18 protein-coding genes are annotated in these 18,343 nt (G+C 64.6%); 15 read left to right on the forward strand and 3 right to left on the reverse strand.

The features are described 5' to 3' along the window. Positions 1 to 96 precede the first annotated feature (96 nt). Positions 97 to 4,077 carry an ATP-dependent RNA helicase HrpA gene (gene hrpA, locus AC1RB9_RS08460; protein WP_003452907.1) on the forward strand — a complete coding sequence of 1,327 codons (3,981 nt, stop codon included), beginning with the start codon at positions 97 to 99 and terminating at the stop codon, positions 4,075 to 4,077. Between the two features lie 72 nt (positions 4,078 to 4,149). Here the strand turns inward: hrpA and phoA are convergent, their stop codons facing one another. After that, positions 4,150 to 5,580: an alkaline phosphatase gene (phoA, locus tag AC1RB9_RS08465; protein ID WP_003112133.1), complete on the reverse strand. Its 1,431-nt coding sequence runs from the start codon at positions 5,578 to 5,580 to the stop codon at positions 4,150 to 4,152. Positions 5,581 to 5,784: 204 nt separating this feature from the next. On the opposite strand from phoA, the gene AC1RB9_RS08470 reads away from it, so the two are divergent. From AC1RB9_RS08470 to AC1RB9_RS08510, 9 genes are all read left to right on the forward strand, one after another. Further along, on the forward strand, positions 5,785 to 6,222 hold the full coding sequence (locus tag AC1RB9_RS08470; RefSeq protein WP_003105490.1) for an HIT family protein: 438 nt from the start codon (positions 5,785 to 5,787) through the stop codon (positions 6,220 to 6,222). Between the two features lie 228 nt (positions 6,223 to 6,450). Further along, on the forward strand, positions 6,451 to 8,517 hold the full coding sequence (locus AC1RB9_RS08475) for a type VI secretion system Vgr family protein (protein ID WP_003452905.1): 2,067 nt from the start codon (positions 6,451 to 6,453) through the stop codon (positions 8,515 to 8,517). A 9-nt stretch (positions 8,518 to 8,526) separates the two neighbouring features. Then, positions 8,527 to 9,342: a toxin Tle1 chaperone Tla1 gene (gene tla1, locus AC1RB9_RS08480; protein ID WP_003107607.1), complete on the forward strand. Its 816-nt coding sequence runs from the start codon at positions 8,527 to 8,529 to the stop codon at positions 9,340 to 9,342. Further along, entirely contained in the window at positions 9,339 to 9,860 is a 522-nt protein-coding gene (gene tli1a, locus AC1RB9_RS08485) for a Tli1a family immunity protein (protein WP_053092451.1), read from the forward strand. Before tla1 ends, tli1a (AC1RB9_RS08485) begins: the two co-directional genes overlap by 4 nt. Then, a complete protein-coding gene (locus AC1RB9_RS08490) occupies positions 9,845 to 10,102 on the forward strand; it encodes a DUF3304 domain-containing protein (RefSeq protein ID WP_079384150.1) in 258 nt (85 codons plus the stop codon). The genes tli1a (AC1RB9_RS08485) and AC1RB9_RS08490 overlap by 16 nt, the downstream gene beginning before the upstream one ends. Next, complete coding sequence (locus tag AC1RB9_RS08495) at positions 10,024 to 10,194, forward strand: DUF3304 domain-containing protein (RefSeq protein WP_221885854.1); 171 nt, start codon at positions 10,024 to 10,026, stop codon at positions 10,192 to 10,194. The genes AC1RB9_RS08490 and AC1RB9_RS08495 overlap by 79 nt, the downstream gene beginning before the upstream one ends. Next, positions 10,191 to 10,394, forward strand: coding sequence for a DUF3304 domain-containing protein (locus AC1RB9_RS08500; RefSeq protein WP_079275399.1), 204 nt, complete (start codon positions 10,191 to 10,193; stop codon positions 10,392 to 10,394). The genes AC1RB9_RS08495 and AC1RB9_RS08500 overlap by 4 nt, the downstream gene beginning before the upstream one ends. Further along, positions 10,382 to 10,936: an immunity protein Tli1a gene (gene tli1a / locus AC1RB9_RS08505; RefSeq protein WP_003452902.1), complete on the forward strand. Its 555-nt coding sequence runs from the start codon at positions 10,382 to 10,384 to the stop codon at positions 10,934 to 10,936. The genes AC1RB9_RS08500 and tli1a (AC1RB9_RS08505) overlap by 13 nt, the downstream gene beginning before the upstream one ends. Positions 10,937 to 10,950: 14 nt before the next feature. Continuing rightward, a complete protein-coding gene (locus tag AC1RB9_RS08510) occupies positions 10,951 to 13,599 on the forward strand; it encodes a T6SS phospholipase effector Tle1-like catalytic domain-containing protein (protein ID WP_079275398.1) in 2,649 nt (882 codons plus the stop codon). A 38-nt stretch (positions 13,600 to 13,637) separates the two neighbouring features. Here the strand turns inward: AC1RB9_RS08510 and AC1RB9_RS08515 are convergent, their stop codons facing one another. Continuing rightward, entirely contained in the window at positions 13,638 to 14,051 is a 414-nt protein-coding gene (locus AC1RB9_RS08515; RefSeq protein ID WP_003091632.1) for a hypothetical protein, read from the reverse strand. A 79-nt stretch (positions 14,052 to 14,130) separates the two neighbouring features. On the opposite strand from AC1RB9_RS08515, the gene AC1RB9_RS08520 reads away from it, so the two are divergent. Further along, entirely contained in the window at positions 14,131 to 14,634 is a 504-nt protein-coding gene (locus tag AC1RB9_RS08520; RefSeq protein ID WP_003143462.1) for a cysteine hydrolase family protein, read from the forward strand. A 3-nt stretch (positions 14,635 to 14,637) separates the two neighbouring features. Here AC1RB9_RS08520 and AC1RB9_RS08525 read toward each other — a convergent pair whose 3' ends face one another. After that, a complete protein-coding gene (locus AC1RB9_RS08525; RefSeq protein WP_003091630.1) occupies positions 14,638 to 15,153 on the reverse strand; it encodes an ankyrin repeat domain-containing protein in 516 nt (171 codons plus the stop codon). Between the two features lie 490 nt (positions 15,154 to 15,643). Between AC1RB9_RS08525 and AC1RB9_RS08530 the strand changes: the two genes are divergently transcribed. The 4 genes from AC1RB9_RS08530 (at position 15,644) to AC1RB9_RS08545 (ending at position 18,332) form a co-directional block, all read left to right on the forward strand. Then, positions 15,644 to 16,765 carry a beta-ketoacyl-ACP synthase III gene (locus tag AC1RB9_RS08530; protein ID WP_003104436.1) on the forward strand — a complete coding sequence of 374 codons (1,122 nt, stop codon included), beginning with the start codon at positions 15,644 to 15,646 and terminating at the stop codon, positions 16,763 to 16,765. Between the two features lie 2 nt (positions 16,766 to 16,767). Then, entirely contained in the window at positions 16,768 to 17,379 is a 612-nt protein-coding gene (locus AC1RB9_RS08535) for an RNA polymerase sigma factor (protein ID WP_003104434.1), read from the forward strand. After that, positions 17,373 to 17,612 (forward strand): anti-sigma factor family protein, encoded by a 240-nt coding sequence (locus tag AC1RB9_RS08540; RefSeq protein WP_003091627.1) that lies wholly within the window; start codon positions 17,373 to 17,375, stop codon positions 17,610 to 17,612. Before AC1RB9_RS08535 ends, AC1RB9_RS08540 begins: the two co-directional genes overlap by 7 nt. A 405-nt stretch (positions 17,613 to 18,017) precedes the next feature. Next, positions 18,018 to 18,332, forward strand: coding sequence for an HvfA family oxazolone/thioamide-modified RiPP metallophore (locus tag AC1RB9_RS08545; RefSeq protein ID WP_003091625.1), 315 nt, complete (start codon positions 18,018 to 18,020; stop codon positions 18,330 to 18,332). The last annotated feature ends 11 nt before the right edge of the window (positions 18,333 to 18,343 follow it).

Consider the following 18,343-nt stretch of genomic DNA (forward strand, 5'->3'; position numbering starts at 1 on the left):
TCTGCGACAATTCCGAATATTTTTCGCCTCGGCAGTGGCCGGAGCTTCTCCCGTCCTCCGCGACTGCGGCACGCTCACAGCATTCGAAAAGCCTAGATGACCGACCAGACTCCTTCCCTTGACCAACTCGTCCGGCGCCTCGACCAGGCCCAGATCAGCGACCGCCACCGCTTGCGCCGGCAGCTCCACGAACTGCGCAAGCAGCCCGACGACGCGCGCCTGGCGCAGTGGGTCGAGCGCTTCCAGACCTCCTGCGCCAAGGTCGAGGCGCGGCGCGCCAGCGTTCCGGCGATCCGCTACGACGACAGCCTGCCGATCGCCGCCAAGCGCGACGAGATCAAGGCCGCTATCGCCGCCCACCAGGTGGTGGTGATCGCCGGCGAGACCGGCTCGGGCAAGACCACCCAGTTGCCGAAGATCTGTCTGGAGCTGGGTCGCGGCATCCACGGCCTGATCGGCCATACCCAGCCGCGTCGGCTGGCGGCGCGCAGCGTGGCGACGCGGGTCGCGGAAGAGATCGGTACGCCGCTGGGCGCGCTGGTCGGCTACCAGGTGCGCTTCGAGGACCAGAGCGACGACAGCACCCTGGTCAAGCTGATGACCGACGGCATCCTCCTGGCCGAGACCCAGCATGACCGCTACCTGGAGCGCTACGACACTCTGATCGTCGACGAAGCCCACGAGCGCAGCCTGAACATCGACTTCCTCCTCGGCTACCTGAAGACCCTGTTGCACCGGCGTCCGGACCTGAAGCTGATCATCACCTCGGCGACCATCGACCTGGAGCGTTTCTCCCGGCATTTCGACGGCGCCCCGGTGATCGAGGTTTCCGGCCGCACCTATCCGGTGGAGACCTGGTACCGGCCGCTGGCGGCGGAAACCGACGAGGAGGGCAACCGGGTCGAGGACGACCTGTCGGTGGACCAGGGCATCCTCGCCGCCCTCGACGAGATCGCCGCCCACGAACGCGAGGTCGGCAAGCGGCCCGGCGACGTGCTGGTGTTCCTCCCCGGCGAGCGGGAGATCCGCGACGCCGCGGAGATGCTGCGCAAGGCCAACCTGCGCCACACCGAGGTGCTGCCGCTGTACGCGCGACTGACCCCGGCCGAGCAGCAGAAGATCTTCCAGCCGCGCCCGGGACGCAAGATCGTGCTGTCCACCAACGTCGCGGAAACCTCGCTGACGGTGCCGGGCATCCGTTACGTGATCGACAGCGGCACCGCGCGGATCAGCCGCTACAGCTACCGCGCCAAGGTCCAGCGGCTGCCCATCGAGGCGGTGTCGCAGGCCAGCGCCAACCAGCGCAAGGGCCGTTGCGGACGGGTCGAGCCGGGCATATGCGTGCGTCTCTACAGCGAGGAGGACTTCAACGCGCGTCCGGCCTTCACCGACCCGGAAATCCTCCGCACCAACCTGGCCGCGGTGATCCTGCAGATGCTGCACCTGCGCCTCGGCGACATCGAGGCGTTCCCCTTCATCGAGCCGCCGGACGGCAAGGCGATCAAGGACGGCTTCACCCTTCTGCAGGAACTGTCGGCGGTCAACCGCGAAGGCCAGCTGACCCCGCTGGGGCGCCAACTGGCGCGCCTGCCGATCGACCCGAGGCTGGGCCGCATGCTGCTGGAGGCGGCCCAGCAGGGTAGCCTCGAGGAAGTGTTGACGGTGGCCAGCGCGCTGTCCGTGCAGGACCCGCGCGAGCGTCCGGTGGAGCGGCAGCAGGCCGCCGACCAGGCGCACGCGCAATGGAAGGACCCGGATTCCGACTTCGCCGCGCTGATCAATCTCTGGCGTGGCTTCGAGGAGCAGCGCCAGGCGCTGGGTTCCAATGCCCTGCGCAGCTGGTGCCGGAAGAACTTCCTCAACTACCTGCGCCTGCGTGAGTGGCGCGACGCCCACCGCCAACTGACCCTGATCTGCCGCGAACTGAAGCTGCCGTTCGGGCGTCCGGCCAAGGCCGAGGCGCGCAAGCCGGAGGCGAAGAAAGGCGCGTCGGCCGACAACGAACGCGAGGTACCGGGGATCGATTACGCGGCGGTCCACAAAGCGATCCTGTCCGGCCTGCTCAGCCAGATCGGGCAGAAGGCCGAGGAAGGCGACTACCTCGGCGCTCGCCAGCGACGTTTCTGGATCCATCCGTCCAGCGGCATCGCTCGCAAGCGCCCGCAATGGATCATGGCCGCGGAACTGGTGGAGACCACCAAGCTGTTCGCCCGAATGGTCGCGAAGATCGAGCCGGACTGGCTGGAGCCGCTGGCTGGGCACCTGATCAAGACCAACCACTTCGAGCCGCACTGGGAGAAGCGTCGCGGCCAGGTGGTGGCGTTCGAGCAGGTCACCCTCTACGGCCTCATCGTCATCGGTCGACGTCCGGTGCACTACGGTCCGATCGACCCGCCGGTGGCGCGCGAGCTGTTCATCCGCGAAGGCCTGGTGCGCGGCGAGATCAACAGCCGCGCCAAGTGCCTGAGCGCCAACCGGCAGTTGCTGGAAAAGCTCGACGAGCTGGAAGCCAAGGCACGCCGGCGCGACATCCTGGCTGACGAGGAAACCCTGTTCGCCTATTACGACGCGCGCCTGCCGGCGGATATCTACCAGACCGCCAGTTTCGAGAAATGGTACGCCCGCGAGCGGCAGAACCAGCCGGACCTGCTGCTGATGCGCGAGGAAGACGTGCTGGCCCGCGAAGCCAGCGAAGTCACTGCGGCGCAGTACCCGGATCGCCTGAGCCTGGGCGACCTGCACCTGTCGCTGAGCTACCAGTTCGAGCCCGGCACCGCGCGCGACGGCGTCACCGTGCGGGTACCGGCGCCGCTGCTGCCGCAATTGCCGGCCGAACGCATCGACTGGCTGGTGCCCGGCCTGCTCTACGACAAGGCGGTGGCGTTGGTGCGCAACCTGCCGAAGGCGATCCGCAAGAGCTTCGTGCCGGTACCGGACTTCGTCCGCGCCGCCCTGGAGCGCATCACCTTCGGCGAAGGTTCGCTGCCGCAGGTGCTGGGCCGCGAGCTTCAGCGCATGACCGGCGTGCGGGTAGCCGACGAGGCCTGGGCCGAGGCGGCGACGCAGTTGGACGATCACCTGCGGATGAACATCGAGGTGGTCGACGCCCAGGGCAAGTTCCTCGGCGAGGGCCGCGACCTGGCCGAACTCACCGCGCGTTTCGCCGAAGCCAGCCAGGCGGCGCTGGCGATACCCCAGGCCGACAAGGAACAGCAGCGTCCGGTGGAGGCCAAGGCCTTCGCCAGCGTCGCCGAGAAGGCCCAGCAGAAGGTCGCCGGATTGTCGATGACGGTATACCCGGCGCTGGTGGAGGAGCAGGGCGAGGTCAAGGAAGGGCGCTTCCCGACCCAGGCCGAGGCCGACTACCAACACCGCCGCGCCCTGCAACGACTGCTGTTGCAGCAACTGGCCGAGCCGGCCAAGTACCTGCGCGCCAAGCTGCCGGGGCAGACCGAGATGGGCCTGCTGTACCGCGAGCTGGGACGGGTCGAGGCGCTGGTCGAGGACATCCTCCTGGCCAGTCTCGACAGTTGCGTGCTGCAGGGCGAAAGCCTGCCGCGCGACGGCGCCGCCCTGGCCGCGCTGGCCGAGCGCAAGCGCGCTGCCTGGAACGAGCACGCCGAGCGCCTGGCACGCCTGGTGCTGGATATCCTCAAGCTCTGGCACGGCCTGCAGAAGCGCTTCAAGGGCAAGGTCGAGCTGGCCATGACCGTGCCGCTGAACGACGTCAAGGGCCAACTGGCCAACCTGGTGTATCCGGGGTTCGTCCGCGCCACCCCGCTGGAGTGGTTGAAGGAGTATCCGCGTTACCTCAAGGCCATCGAGCAGCGCCTGGACAAGGTCGCCGGCCAGGTCCAGCGCGACCGGGTGTGGAGCGGCGAGCTGGGCGAACTCTGGGCGCAATACCAGGCGCGCCTCGCCAAGCACGCCCAGGAAGGCAAGCGCGACGCCGAGTTGCAGGTGTATCGCTGGATGCTGGAGGAGTACCGGGTCTCGCTGTTCGCCCAGCAACTGGGAACCCGGCTGCCGGTCTCGGACAAGCGCCTGGCCAAGCAGTGGAGCCAGGTCGAGGGCTAGTTCCAGGGATACCGCGCGAAATGAAAAAGGCGCGCCGGTCGAAACCGGCGCGCCTTTTTCGTTCTGGTCCGATCAGTCGCGCAGGTTCAGTGCGCGACGGATGGTGAAGAACAGGTCGGTCTGGTCGGTCAGGCCGGTGACATTGGCGGCCTGCGGGCCGTAGGCGGCGATGCGCAACTGGGTGCCGGTGTGCTCCTGGGAGCCTTCCTCGGAGTTGCCGTAGCTGATCGCCAGCGGCGCGCCGTCCTTGGTCGTGAGCAGTTGGGTCAGCCCCGGCGCGGCGGTTTCCGGCGGGATGATCTGGCTGGAGTGGGCGTGGTCGGCGGTGACGATCACCAGGGTCTCGCCATCGGCCTTGGCGAAGGCCAGGGCCTTCTGCACGGCTTCGTCGAGGTCGACGGTCTCGCCGATCTGGCCGCACGGATTCGCGGCGTGGTCCTGCTTGTCGATGGACGCGCCCTCGACCTGCAGGAAGAAGCCGTTCGGATTGTCCTTCAGCAGCTCGATGGCCTTGCTGGTCATTTGCGCCAGGGTCGGGATGTCGGCGGTGCGCTTCGGGTTCGCCTCGCAGCTCACCGCCGGCTGGTTCAGGTTGCCGTGGTAGGTGGCGGTCGGACCGAGCCAGCGCACTGGCATGTTGCCCGGCGCGAACAGGCCGATCAGCGGCTGCTTCTGGTTGGCGCGGCGCACGGCTTTCAGCTCGTCGAGGTTCTCGACGATCCGGTAGCCGCGGGCTTCGGCCTGGGCGCGGAGGGTCTTGCCGGCATAGCGGCCAGCCTTGGCGGTTTCCGCGAAGGTCGCGGCGCCGCCGCCGAGAACCACGTCAGGGCGGGTCTTCAGCCACTGCTCGGTGATCGAGCCGGCGCCGCCGTTCTCCAGGGCATTGCTCGGGCACTGCTTGCTGGTGGCCTCGGGACCGTAGCACTTGCGAGCGGTGACGTGGGCGAGCAGGGCGGCGGGGGTGGCGTCCTGCAGCTCGGCGGTGGAGACGTTGCCGGTGGCCTTGCCGTTGAGCTTGGCCAGCTCCAGCAGGTTGCGGTGCGGCTGTTCATGGATATCCACGCCGATCGCGCCGTTGTACGACTTGACCCCGGTGGTCCAGGCGGTGGCGGAGGCGGCGGAATCGGTCACGTAGTCCGGCAGGCCGCTGTCCTTGTGCAGGGAGTAGTGGGTGTACTGACCGGTCAGCGGCAGCGCATCGATACCCTTGAAGTAGCCGCCCGCGCCGCGCGCGTAGTTGCGCGCCACGGTGATCTCGGAGTCACCCATGCCGTCGCCGATCAGCAGGATCACGTTCTTCGCCTTCTTCTTCGACAGCGACTGCTTCAGGGCCTGGGTCAGGTCCTGCTCGACGCGCCGTGCGCCGCCGTACTCGCTGAGTTCGCCACGGGCCTGGCGGTTGAACAGCGACGGATCGTCCTGGCGCGCCTGGGCCGGCAAGGCGCTGCCGAGCACGGCCATGGAGACGGCAAGAGAGAGGGCGAGGGGATAACCTGGGGTCATGACGCATTTCCCTATGTTGAGGAGGTGGCTGTGCGAGACGGCAGGGCCATCCGGCGAGTGCTACGAAAGTAGGGAAGGGTGATGACGGGCTTGTGACAATTTCTTTCGAAGTGTGTGGCGCGCGCGACGCATCACGTCGTGACGAGCGGGGAGCGAGCCGGTATGGTGCGCAGGTCTATTCCGGTTCGTTCAAGGAAAGCCTCCATGAGTCTGCACGGCGTTTACGATTCCCAGAACATCTTCGCCAAGATCATTCGCGGCGAAGCTCCCTGCTACAAGGTCTACGAAGACGAGGACGTGCTCGCCTTCCTCGATCTGTTCCCGCAGTCCTACGGGCATACCCTGGTGATTCCCAAGCACGCCGAGGCGCGCAACCTGCTCGAGATCGATGCGCAGAACCTGGCCAAGGTCATGGCCGTGGTCCAGCGCCTGACCCGCGCCCTGGTCGAGGAGGTGCAGCCGGACGGCGTGCAGGTCGCCCAGTTCAACGGCGCCCCCGCCGGGCAGACGGTCTTCCACATCCATTTCCACGTCATCCCGCGCTTCAGTGGCGAGAATCTCGGCATCCATGCGGCGAAGCAGGGCGACCCGGAAGTGCTCGCACAACTTCAGGAGCGTTTGGCGCAGCGTCTGCAAGGCTGATTGCGCATGGGCCGGCCCGGTTCGGGGGCGGTCCTTCGCTCGTCGGATTTTTCTGAAATATTTTGTTACATACTGTCGAGGGTCAGGCGCGCCGCGGTTTTCCGGCGATGTGCGCAACAATTTGCACAGTTTTTTTGACGTAGCATCCGCGCGATCACGCACTTCGGATCGATCACGGCGAACAGGGACGCCAGCCGTGCAGGTTTTTCGAGCAACAGGGGACAGCGGATGTTCAACCCGGCCAACCAGACCCACTTCAGCCTCAGCCTCGACGGCCTCCGCCATGACCTGCAGGTCCTCGCCTTCAACGGCCACGAAGGCATCAGTCGCCCCTACCGTTTCGAACTCGAACTGGTCGGAGAGCGCGCCGGCCTCGACCTCGAAACGTTCCTCCACCGGCCCGCCTTCCTCTCCTTCACCCCGCAGGGCCAGGGTGTCCACGGCCTGGTCTACGGCGCTGCCCAGGGCGATGCCGGAAAGCGCCTGACCCGCTATCGCCTCACCCTCGTCCCGCATCTGGCCTACCTCGCCCAGCGCAACAACCAGCGGATCTTCCAGCACCTCACGGTGCCGCAGATCGTCGCCCTGATCCTCGAGGAGCACGGCATCCTCGCCGACGCCTACCGCTTCCAGCTCGGCACCCGGTATCCCGAGCGCGAATACTGTGTGCAGTACGACGAAAGCGACCTGCATTTCGTCCAGCGCCTCTGTGCCGAAGAGGGCATCCATTTCCATTTCCGGCACAGCGCCGAGGCGCACCTGCTGGTGTTCGGCGACGACCAGACGGTGTTCCCCCGCCTGGGCCGTCCCACCGCCTACGTGCACGACAGCGGGCTGGTCGCCGACGAACCGGTGATCAAGCGCTTCAGCCTGCGCCTGGCCAGCCGCACCACGCGCACCACTCGCCGCGACTACGACTTCGAGAAGCCGCGGCTGCTGCTGGAGGCCGGCAATCGCCCCGCTGCCGACGCCCCGGCCGAGCCGGACCTGGAGGACTACGACTACCCCGGTCGCTTCGTCGATCGCCAGCGCGGCAAGCTGCTCAGCCAGCGCGCCCTGGAGCGGCACCGCGCCGACCGGCGCCTGGGCGAAGGGGGCAGCGACCAGCCGCTGCTGGTCAGCGGGCATTTCCTGGAGATCGCCGAGCACCCGCGCGCGGAGTGGAACGACCTGTGGCTGCTCAGCGAAATCTTCCACGAAGGCAAGCAGCCGCAGGTGCTGGAAGAGAACGTTACCTCCGACACGTCGGCCAGCACGGACGACTTCCAGCAGGGCTACCGCAACCGCTTCCTCGCCACGCCCTGGGAGGTGTTCTTCCGCCCGCCGCTGGAGCACCCGAAGCCGCGCGTGCTGGGCAGCCAGACCGCGGTGGTGACCGGCCCGCCAGGCGAGGAAATCCACTGCGACCGCTACGGCCGGGTCAGGGTGCAGTTCCACTGGGACCGCGAGGGGCAGGGCGACGACAAGAGCAGTTGCTGGCTGCGCGTAGCCAGCGGTTGGGCCGGCAACGGCTATGGCGGCATCGTCATTCCGCGGGTCGGCATGGAAGTGCTGGTGGACTTCCTCGAAGGCGATCCCGACCAGCCGCTGGTCAGCGGCTGCGTCTACCACGCCGCTCACCCGGTGCCCTACGAGTTGCCGGCGAACCAGACCCGCAGCGTCTTCAAGAGCCTCAGCAGCCCTGGCGGCGGTGGCTACAACGAGCTTCGCATCGAGGATCGCAAGGGCCAGGAACAGATCTTCGTCCATGCCCAGCGCGACTGGGACGAGAACATCGAGCATGACCAGAAGATCCGCGTCGGCCACGAACGCCACGACACCGTGGAGGCGAACAGCTACAGCGAGTTCAAGGCCGAGGAGCATCACACCGTGCACGGAGAGCGCAAGGTCGAGCTGAAGGCCGATGACCACCTGACGGTCGGCGACAGCCAGCACGTGAAGCTCGGTCGTGCCTACCTGGCCAGGGCCGGGCGCGAGATCCACCTGAAGGCCGGGCAGAAGATGGTGATCGAGGCCGACAGCGAACTGACGGTGAAGGCCGGCGGCAGCTTCATCCGGCTCGACGCAAGCGGCATCGCCATCAGCGGCCCGCTGGCACGGATCAATGCAGGCGGCGCGCCGGGAAGCGGCTCGGGGATCGCGATCAAGATGCCGCGGGTGCCGGGCATGGCCGACCAGGACAGCTCCGGCGCGCCACCCGAGGCGGTCGCGGCCAACCTGCCGCCGCGGCAACCGGTCTGCGAAGAGTGCCTGCTACAGGCGAAGAAAAGAGGCCAGGCGCTCGCCGAGCGCTGAGGAACCGCGATGACGCCGAACCCCCGCCATTGGGCCCGCGAGCTGTGGCAGCGCTCCCGCGATCGCGGCTTGCAGACCCACATCGATGTATTGGTCGATGCCACCGGGCTGGACGACTATCCCTTGCTCGCCGAGCATGCGCGGCAAAGCGATCCTCCGGCGCTGTTCAAATTGCTGGAGCAAACCCCGGAGGCCGCCCTGGCCGACGAGGGCCCGCTGCTGCTGCGCCTGGAAGACGGCCACGCGGCCTGGCTGGACGAACTGCTCGAACGCATCGACTGCCGCCGCCACCTGATGCTTCTATTCAGCCCCTGGCCGTTGCCGCGCCTGGGCGAGCACCTGCGCAGCTGCACCCAGGCCGAGTGGAACCAGGGTCGTTCCAGCGGCGTACTGCGTTTCTACGAGCCGGGCCTGTTCATGGCCGTCAGCGACATGCTCGATCCCCGGCAGAGCCGTTACCTGCATGCCCCGGTTTCCAGCTGGCACTGGCTGGACCGCGACGGCCGGCCGAGGGCGCTGGCCGGTCATTACCAGGCCCACGAGACGCCGCCGCTGCAAGCGGCCCTCCGCCTGGAAGCGCACCAGGTCGCTGCCTTGCGCGCCTGGAGCGAGGCCGAAGCCTACCGCCGCGAATACTTCGTGCTGCCCCGCGAGCATGGCCTGGGCAGCCAGGAAAGCCTGCTCCAGCATCTGGTCCAGGCGCACCTGGCCGCCGACCGCCAGGGCTTGCAGGACTTCGACCAGCGCGATGCCTTCGTCGCCCAATGGCTACGCGAACAGACCCCCGGCCCCGGCTTTTCCCCGGCGGGAACGAGTCGCGCATGAACGGGCGCGGCATCGGCCTTCCCGCCCTGCTTCCGGGGCCCCTGCTGGCCACGGGCTGCCAGAGCGGGCCGGACATGCTGGCGGCGCCGGTGATGGGTTACAACCATACGTCCGCGGCGATCAATTGGTTTTCGGTGAATGGGGCGGGTGGACCGCGTTTAGGCCCTTATCAGGGGGATGGTAGCCAGGTTTGTTGCGGAGTGATTCCAAAGAAGTGGAATCCAAATTTGAAAGCTGTCGTGGAATGGGAGAAAGATCCCAAACCGCACGCCGCTATAAGGCGAGATAGATATGGACGGCTGGATAAAGATGATTACTTGAGACATGCCTCAAGCTACACCCGACACAAGATGATCGTGGATATACCTAGATATAGTGAAAAAATATGCCTGTTGCAGGAGCATTTCCTCCCGTGCGACCAGGTCGCGGTCTCAACAACCTATTACAGCCAGGGGCATCCAGAGTATCCAGATAGAAAGTATTTTCAGAAGAGAGAGCCTTCATGCAAAAGCTCTTGAATGCAAAGGGGTTAAGGACACCTGATTGGCTGATTGCTTTACTGATAGGTTTTTTGTTTTTACAAGCGTGCCAGGCAGGCCCTGATATGGTGTCTACTCCTATCGGAGGATACAACCATACTTCGGCGGCTATTAACAGATTCAGTGTAAATGGTGCTGGCGGATTAAACCTTGGTCCATTTCAGGGGGAGCAGGGCAGGTATGTTGTGGTGTCGTTCCTAGAGTTTGGAAGTCGGGCTTGAAGGCAACCGTAGAGTGGGAGGTGGTTCCTGAGCCAGGGGCTTATAAAGACTGGCCGGAAAGATATTTTCAGATGGCTGGAGAAAACGTATGAGAGAGCATGGGCTCTTGTATGTTCGTCATAAGGAAGCCGTCGATATACCTCCTTGTGATAGTAAGGGGGTTTGTTCGCTAAAAATACACTTTCTTCCATGTGATAAGGTTGCTACTTCAGCTGCCTGTTATACGCCGTTTCATCCTGAATATCCGAATAAAGGTTGCTTTGATATGAGGGGTATGTCATGCAGAAGTTGATGAGCTTGATCTGTGTGGGAAATAAAAATTCCATTGGGCTGGTGGTTTTTCTCAGCACCTTCTTTGGGCTGGTGGCATGCCAAGCTGGGCCTGAAGTGCTGTCTGCACCTATCATGGGTTACAACCATACTCCGGCGGCGATTAACGAATTCACGGTGAATGGTGCTGGCGGACCGAACTTAGGTCCTTATCAGGGAGATGGTAGTCAAGTTTGTTGTGGGGTAATTCCAAAGAGATGGAATCCAAATTTGAAAGTTATTGTGGAATGGGAGAAGGATCCAAATCCCCGTGCCGTTATAAAACGAGATAAATATGGGCGGCTGGATGAGAGTGATTATTTGAGGCATGCCTCAAGTTACACCCGTCACAAGGCGACTGTGAATGTGCCTAGGTATGATGAAAAGGTGTGCTTGCTGCAGGTGCACTTCTTGCCGTGTGACGAGGTGGCTGTTTCTACGACTTGTTATGGGCCAAATCATCCAAAATATCCTGATAAGGCCTATTTCGAGATGAGAAAGTCAACGATATGTCCGGCTAACTGAAGGCAGGTGGGAAGATGCCTAATTTTGGATTTCATATAGCACCCGCCCATCCTGTGGCAGGGCGCCTGATTTATGATTCTAAAAAATTATCAGAAAATATATTAAAGCAGCAGAGCGATGAACGGGTTTTTTCAAGGGCGCAAGAGCAAAAAAGGCTTTCTGAAGGTGACGTAGTCGGTGGTGCGCCTTGCTGTAAAGCTATCCATATTACACTTGGTTTTGATGGGACTAATAATAACGATAAGGCTGATGGTTCATCGGTTTCTCCATCTTGCAGTAATGTCGCTAGGCTAATTCATGCAAGTATTGGGGGCGGCGATGATATAAACAGTAGGGGGATTTTTAAGTACTATTGCCCAGGTGTGGGTACGGTGTTTCCGGATATTAAAGAATTTACGCCTTCAAACATGGGATTAATTGGTGCTGAGGGAGGCGAAAATCGAATAAACTGGGGGCTGGTTCAGTTAGTTGATGCTCTTTTCTATACTTTATTAAAAAGTAGGCTTAAACTAAATGAGGTTCAGGGCCTAGTAGAAGAAATGTCCACTAACTGGACCGTCAGTACGCTCACTGGTGGTTTATTGGAAAACGGCGAGAAAAAACGCCGAACTGCCTTGGAGCCAAAACTCAAGGAACTGGAAGAAAAGCTTCGACAGCGTCAGAACTCTGGACAGAAACCGCATATCCTGGCCATGCGCTTGTATGTCTACGGATTCTCCCGTGGGGCGGCAGAAGCACGAGCCTTTGCCAACTGGCTGCAGGAGCTAACCCGGGTCAGCGATGCCGATGGTCGGGTGGAATATCGCTTTGCCGGTCTGCCGATCTCGATCGAGTTCCTCGGCCTTTTCGATACCGTGGCGGCAGTTGGGCTGGCGGATAGTGCGCCGTTCGCTGCCGGGCATATGGATTGGGCCGATGACACCATGCGCCTGCCCGATGAGGCCCTCTCCCAGTGCCTGCCGACCATCCTGCCGGAAGACTGTTCTTTTCTGAAACGTTGCGTGCATCTGGTTTCCTGTCATGAGCAGCGTGCCAGTTTTCCACTCGATTCGATCCGCCGTCGTGACATGGATGCCAACGGACGTCGGACGGGGCCCTCCTGCTACCGGAAGTGGACGGTGGAATATGCTTATCCTGGTGTTCACTCGGATGTTGGTGGCGGTTATGGCGTCGGCAACCAGGGGAAAGCTGTGGGAGGTTCGGAATTTCTACTATCCCAGATAGCGTTGCAGCATATGTATGCGGAGGCTTTCGAGGCAGGTGCTCCTTTGCAAGTTCCAGCACCTGCCGTCCATCCAGACTTTCATGAAGAGTGGCGGGTAATGGTGCCCAAGATTGAAGCGGAGTTCAGCGTCTCCGAAGAACTCGCCACCCGTTTCAACGCCTGGCAGGCCCAGGCCAAGGCCGGCCCCCTGGAAGAGGTGATCTGTCGCGAGACCGCGTTGATCACCGCCTGGCGCATCGACCGCTATGCCGGCAGGCTGCGCAACAAGGCGTTCTTCGCCAATGTCCCGCCGGACATGCCGGAAGCCCAGCAGAAGGCCTGGGAGGCCCTGCACAAGCGGCGTAGCCGGGAGTACGCGGCCGCCCAGCAGGGCGAGCCGCTCCCGCCGATGAGCGCCGCCGAACAGGCGGAGTGGGATCGCAACGTGGCGCTGATCGGCGGCGAGGACCAACTGCGCGACCTGCGGGTGGAGAAGCAGTTCGATCCGCCGCTGGACCAGCGCCAACTACTCGGCGCCGCCGCCGAGTTCGCCCATGACTACAAGGGCGACTGGGGCGTGCTCGACGACGGCATGACGGTGGGCGGAGTGATCGACCTGCTGCTCGGCGGCACCGTATTCCTGATCAACGAGGAAGACGAAGCCGAGGAATACAGCCAGATCCACCGCGACGGTAGCGCGCGCTACCACCAGTTGTTCAGCGCTCCCGACCGGGTGGCGCCGGGCCAGGAAAAGCTGGTGGCGCTGTTCGACGAACAGGTGCACGACTCCCGCGCCTGGTTCATGAACACTTCGGCGATAGGCCCGCGAGAACCCTTCACCGACTACTTCCGCTATCGCCTGGTGCATTTCGATAACGAGTCGAACAAGCGGCTCTCGGTGCTGGCCACCGCCGGGCGGGTGGTGGGCGTCGGGGTGATGCTGGCCAGCGTCGGCCTCAGCGTCAAGCGCCGCGATCCGCGGATGCTGCTCGGGCTGTTCCTGCCATCGCTGGCGCGTCCGCTGCTGAGCGGCAAGGTCGGCCTGCCGGAGATCAGCGCCTTCGACCCGCTGACCGGGATCGCCTTGCCGATGGTCGGCGGGGCGGCGCTGGACAACCTGCGGGCCTTCACCCGCGAGCCTGGCGACAAGGTCGAGCAGATCGGCCAGTTGCCGCCACCGCCGCCGCTGGCGGTCGCGGCGGTGCAATCGCCCGCATTGCAGCAGGTGCTGCTGGCTCAGCAGACCGTGGAGGCGCTCAAGGCGCGCGACCTGGGCAGCCTGGCCGGGCTGGTGGCCAAGGCCGAACTCACCCAGGCGCCCGCGGCGGCGACCCCGGCCTGGCTCGCCGAGGCGAAGCAGGCCTTGCAGGACATGGGTACGGAGCGGGCGCAACCGCCGGGCCCCGGCTCGGCGCCGGGCTGGCTGCAGCGCGGCAAGGACCTGATGGAATCGCTTTGAACCTCGACCGGCGAACGCGGCCGACCTGTCGCCCCGGATCATTCGGCGCGGATGTCGAACCCGCTGCTGGCCTCGCTGACGATGCGGAAGCGCGCGTTGCCGTCCGCGGCGATCCGGGTTCTCAGCTCGCGGTTCAGCAGGCCCTTGCCGCAGAGGGTGTCGTCCTGGGTATCGATGCCGATACCGACCACATGCTCGCCCGCCGGCACCTGGAAGCTGGCTTCCTCGCCGACGCCGATGCGCGCGGCGACCTGGCGGTCGATAAGGAACGCCACGTAGCAGCCGCCGCCCAGGTAGCCATAGTCGCGGTGGACTTCCAGCCGGCCGCCACCGCTCACCGGTTGCTGGTAGCCGAGCAGGCGTTCGGCGGGGATCGCCCGGGTCTTCTCGGCGGGAACCGAGGAACAGCCGGCCAGGAGGAAAAGGATCGCTACGGCGTACATCGGGCGCATGAAGGCTCTCCGTCGAAAGGTTCCCTCAGGCTAGCCCAGTTTCGCTGGAGCGCGGAGCGACGGGGCGGAGTGGGCTAGAATGCCTGGCCTGTTGTTCCGGAGCCGACTACCGATGCGCCAGGCCCTGCTGATCGTCGACGTGCAACCCTGTTTCGCCCCGCCGGACTGGCTGCTGGAAGGCATCGGCCAACTGCTCGGGCGGATGCCCTCGGTGGCCAGCGTCGAGCGCCATGACGAATCCCGTACGCCGTTCCAGCGCCAGCTCGGCTGGCGACCGCCGCTCGACGATGCCTGCCTGGTGGCGGCCGACCGGGTCTTCGTCAAGCATGGCTACCTGCCGACGGCGGAACTCGTCGACCATCTGCGTGCGCTGCGAGCGGAACGGGTGCTGGTATGCGGCATCCAGGCCGACACCTGCGTGCTCGCCGCCGGCTTCGCCCTGTTCGACGCCGGCCTGCAACCGACCCTGATCGGCGACCTGGTGCTCGGCTCCTCGCTGGATCGCTCGGGGGAGCTGGGTGTGCGCCTGTGGAAGCATCATTTCGGCCAGGTCGTCAGCCTGGCCGAGGTGCTGGCGGATTGAGGCTCAGTGGGGCCGGCTGAGCAGCGCGACCGTGGCCTCGGCATTCATCATCCGCGCCGCCGCCAGCGGCGTCAGCCCGGCGGCGTCCTGGGCGTCACGACGGGCGCCGTGGGCCAGCAGGCTGGCGGCGACCTCGGCCTGGTTGAACATGGCCGCCATCATCAGTGCGGTCTTGCCGTCGGCCGAGGCGCCCTCGACGTCGGCGCCGCCGGCGAGGAGCAGTTCGACCATCGCCAGGTCGCCCTTGAACGCAGCGCCGGCCAGCGGTGTCTGCCCGGCCAGGTTGCGCAGGTCCGGGTCGGCCTTGTAGGCCAGCAGCAGGCGTACCGTGTCGGCGTGGCCATGGTAGCTGGCCAGCATTAGCAGGCTGTCGCCCTTGTGGTTGCGCAGGTTCGGCGGCAGGCCCTGTTGCAGCAGTTGCTCGAGGCGCTGGCTGTTGCCCTGGCGGGCCAGGTCGAACAGCTGGTGGACGAACTCCTGGGTTTCCATATCCAGTTCTGGACGAGGGCTATCGGTCATGGGGCTGCTTCCTTGTGAATACCGGGTTTGCCGAATGATAGGCGGCCTTGTCGAGGTGGGCTGTTGAGCATTGCCTATGGGGCGGGTTGGCAAATTCAATCGATGGTTGGGGTGGGAAGGTGCCAGCCTGCTGTGACCGGAAGCCGGCCTGGTTGCGTCGTCTTTACAGTTCGATACGGATATCGGTGGCGAAAACGGGGAAAATAAACCGATCGTGCGCCTATCGGCTGTGCCCGGCGCGCACTCTGGAATATCCTTGGCGCCTTCGATACCACTGAGCGGTGCGCGCGCTTGCCGAAGCGAGGCGGTGGCACACTGCGCAATGGCCGACCTTGCCCGGGCCCTGTACGAAAGCGCGTCGCCAACGTCTTTTCGTAGAGCGCCCGGCATCGCCGCGAGCGAACCCGTTTCCGGTGCCGGCCCCAGGCGGGCACCGCTATGCCTAATCGGCCCCGTTCGACGGCGGCCCAGCGAGAGAAGAGGAACAACTGTGCATAAAGCCGTCATCAGCGGAACCGGTCTTTATACTCCGCCCTACAGCATCTCCAACGATGAGCTGGTGGAGAGCTTCAATACCTTCGTGCGCCAGTACAACGACCAGCACGCCGAGGCCATCGCCAAGGGCGAACTGGAGGCGCTGGCCGAGTCCAGCTCGGCGTTCATCGAGAAGGCGTCCGGCATCAAGAGCCGCTTCGTGATGAACAAGGAAGGCATCCTCGACCCGCAGCGCATGGTTCCGTACCTTCCCGAGCGCAGCAACGACGAGTGGTCGATCCTCTGCGAGATGGCCGTGGCCGCCGCCAGGGAGGCGCTGCAGCGTGCCGGCCGCAGCGCCGCCGACATCGACGGGGTGATCGTCGCCTGCTCCAACCTGCAGCGCGCCTACCCGGCGATCGCGGTGGAGGTGCAGGCCGCGCTGGGCATCCAGGGCTACGGCTACGACATGAACGTGGCCTGCTCCTCGGCCACCTTCGGTATCCAGGCCGCCACCACCGCGATCCAGACCGGCCAGGCGCGGGCGATCCTGATGGTCAACCCGGAGATCTGCACCGGCCACCTGAACTTCCGCGACCGCGACAGCCACTTCATCTTCGGCGACGCCTGCACCGCGGTGATCGTCGAGCGCGCCGACCTGGCCGTGTCGAAGCACCAGTTCGACATCGTCAGCACCAGGCTGCTGACCCAGTTCTCCAACAACATCCGCAACAACTTCGGCTTCCTCAACCGCGCCGACGAGAGCGGTATCGGCAAGCGCGACAAGCTGTTCGTCCAGGAAGGCCGCAAGGTGTTCAAGGATGTCTGCCCGATGGTCGCCGAGCTGATCGGCGAGCACCTGGCGGCCAATGAAATCCAGGTCGCCGAGGTCAAGCGCTTCTGGCTGCACCAGGCCAACCTGAACATGAACCTGCTGATCACCCGCAAGCTGCTCGGCCGCGACGCCGAGGCGCACGAGGCGCCGGTGATCCTCGACAGCTACGCGAATACCAGTTCCGCCGGCTCGGTGATCGCCCTGCACAAGCACCAGGACGACCTGCCCAGCGGCGCCATCGGGGTGCTCAGCTCGTTCGGCGCCGGTTACTCGATCGGTAGCGTGATCCTGCGTAAACACTGATCGTGGCGGCGCCTACCGACGCCGAGCTGCTGCCGCGCCTGCTGGCCGGCGAGCAGCGAGCCTTCCGCGAGCTGGTTGGCGCCTACCAGGGCGCCATGCGGGCCGTGGCCTGGGCGATCATCGGCAGATCGCATACCGAGGAAGTGGTGCAGGACGCCTGGCTCGCGGCGGTTCGCGGGCTGGACGGGTTCCAGGGGCGTTCGAGCCTGAAGACCTGGCTGCTGACCATTACCGCCAATACCGCCAAGAGCCGCTTGCGCCAGGTTCGCCGGGAAGTTTTCCTCGACGACCTGCCGGGGCCCCATGGTACGGTGGATGACCAGCGCTTTGCCGCCGACGGTCACTGGAGCCAGCCGCCGCACGCCTGGCACGAGGATTCGCCGGAAGCCCTGCTCGCCGAGGGCGAACTGCGCGATTGCCTGGACAAGACCCTCAACGGTCTGTCCGAGCTGCAGCGCAGCGTGCTGACCCTGCGCGAACGCCAGGGCTTGGAGCTGGAGGAAATCCGTGATCTCCTGGATATCACGCTTTCCAATGTCCGGGTGCTGCTGCATCGCGCCCGCCTGAAGGTCTTCGCCACCCTGGAGCATTTCGAGGAGACCGGCCAATGCTGAGTTGCAAGGAACTGGTCGCCCGGTCCAGCGACTTTCTCGATGGGCAACTGGACTTCCGCGGACAACTGGCGGTGCGCAGCCACCTGCTCATGTGCCGGCATTGCCGGCGCTTCATCCGCCAGATGCGCCTGACCCAGGCGACCGTGCGCCATCTGCCGGAGGGGCAGGGGCCGGAACTCGACCGTCTGGCCGCGCATCTCTCCGAATTGCGCAAGGACGCCGCGCGGCGCTGAGCCGGGGTATCCTCCACACCAAGCCGCCGCCCGCGATTCGTGGGCGGCGGCTTTTTCGTTTCCGCTATCTGGCGTGGGCGAACCGAACCCGGCCTGGCATGGGTGGCTCTCCCTTCCGCGTGACGAGGTCGAGGAGTGTGGCTGGGCTTGGCGGATATCGCTGCGCGATATGCACCCTACGGAGGGGCGGCAATCCGTTTCGCTGGGCGAGCATCCGAAGTTGAGGAGAACGCCTGGGACCTGGCGAATATCGCCGACCGATATTTCTCCAGCAGGGGCAATCCCTGAGTTCAGGCAAAGGGACGGGAAATTTTTTTTGACTCCGCTGTAACGCCGCCAGGGGTGCTCCGTCCATTGGAGCGAGGACGCCATACCGGCGCCCGCTACCAACTTCAGGAGTTACCCATGAAAAAGATTTCCCTCGCTTCTTCCGTCGTCGGCGCTGCTCTGCTCGGCGTAGCCAGTGTCGGCGCGCATGCCGCGCAGAATCCCTTCGCCGTGCAGGAGCTGAGCAGCGGCTACAGCGTGGCTGCCGCCGAGAAAGCCAAGGAAGGTTCCTGCGGCGAGGCCAAGTGCGGTGCCGACAAGGGCAAGCGCGAAGCCTCCAAGGCAGGTCATGAAGGCAGCTGCGGTGCGGATCGCAAGGCCAAGGAAGGTTCCTGCGGTGGCGAGAAGAAGGCCGGCGAAGGCAACTGCGGCGCCGACAAGAAGAAGTCGTAAGGCCTGAGGAG

The organism is Pseudomonas sp. 20-5, assembly GCF_056782835.1.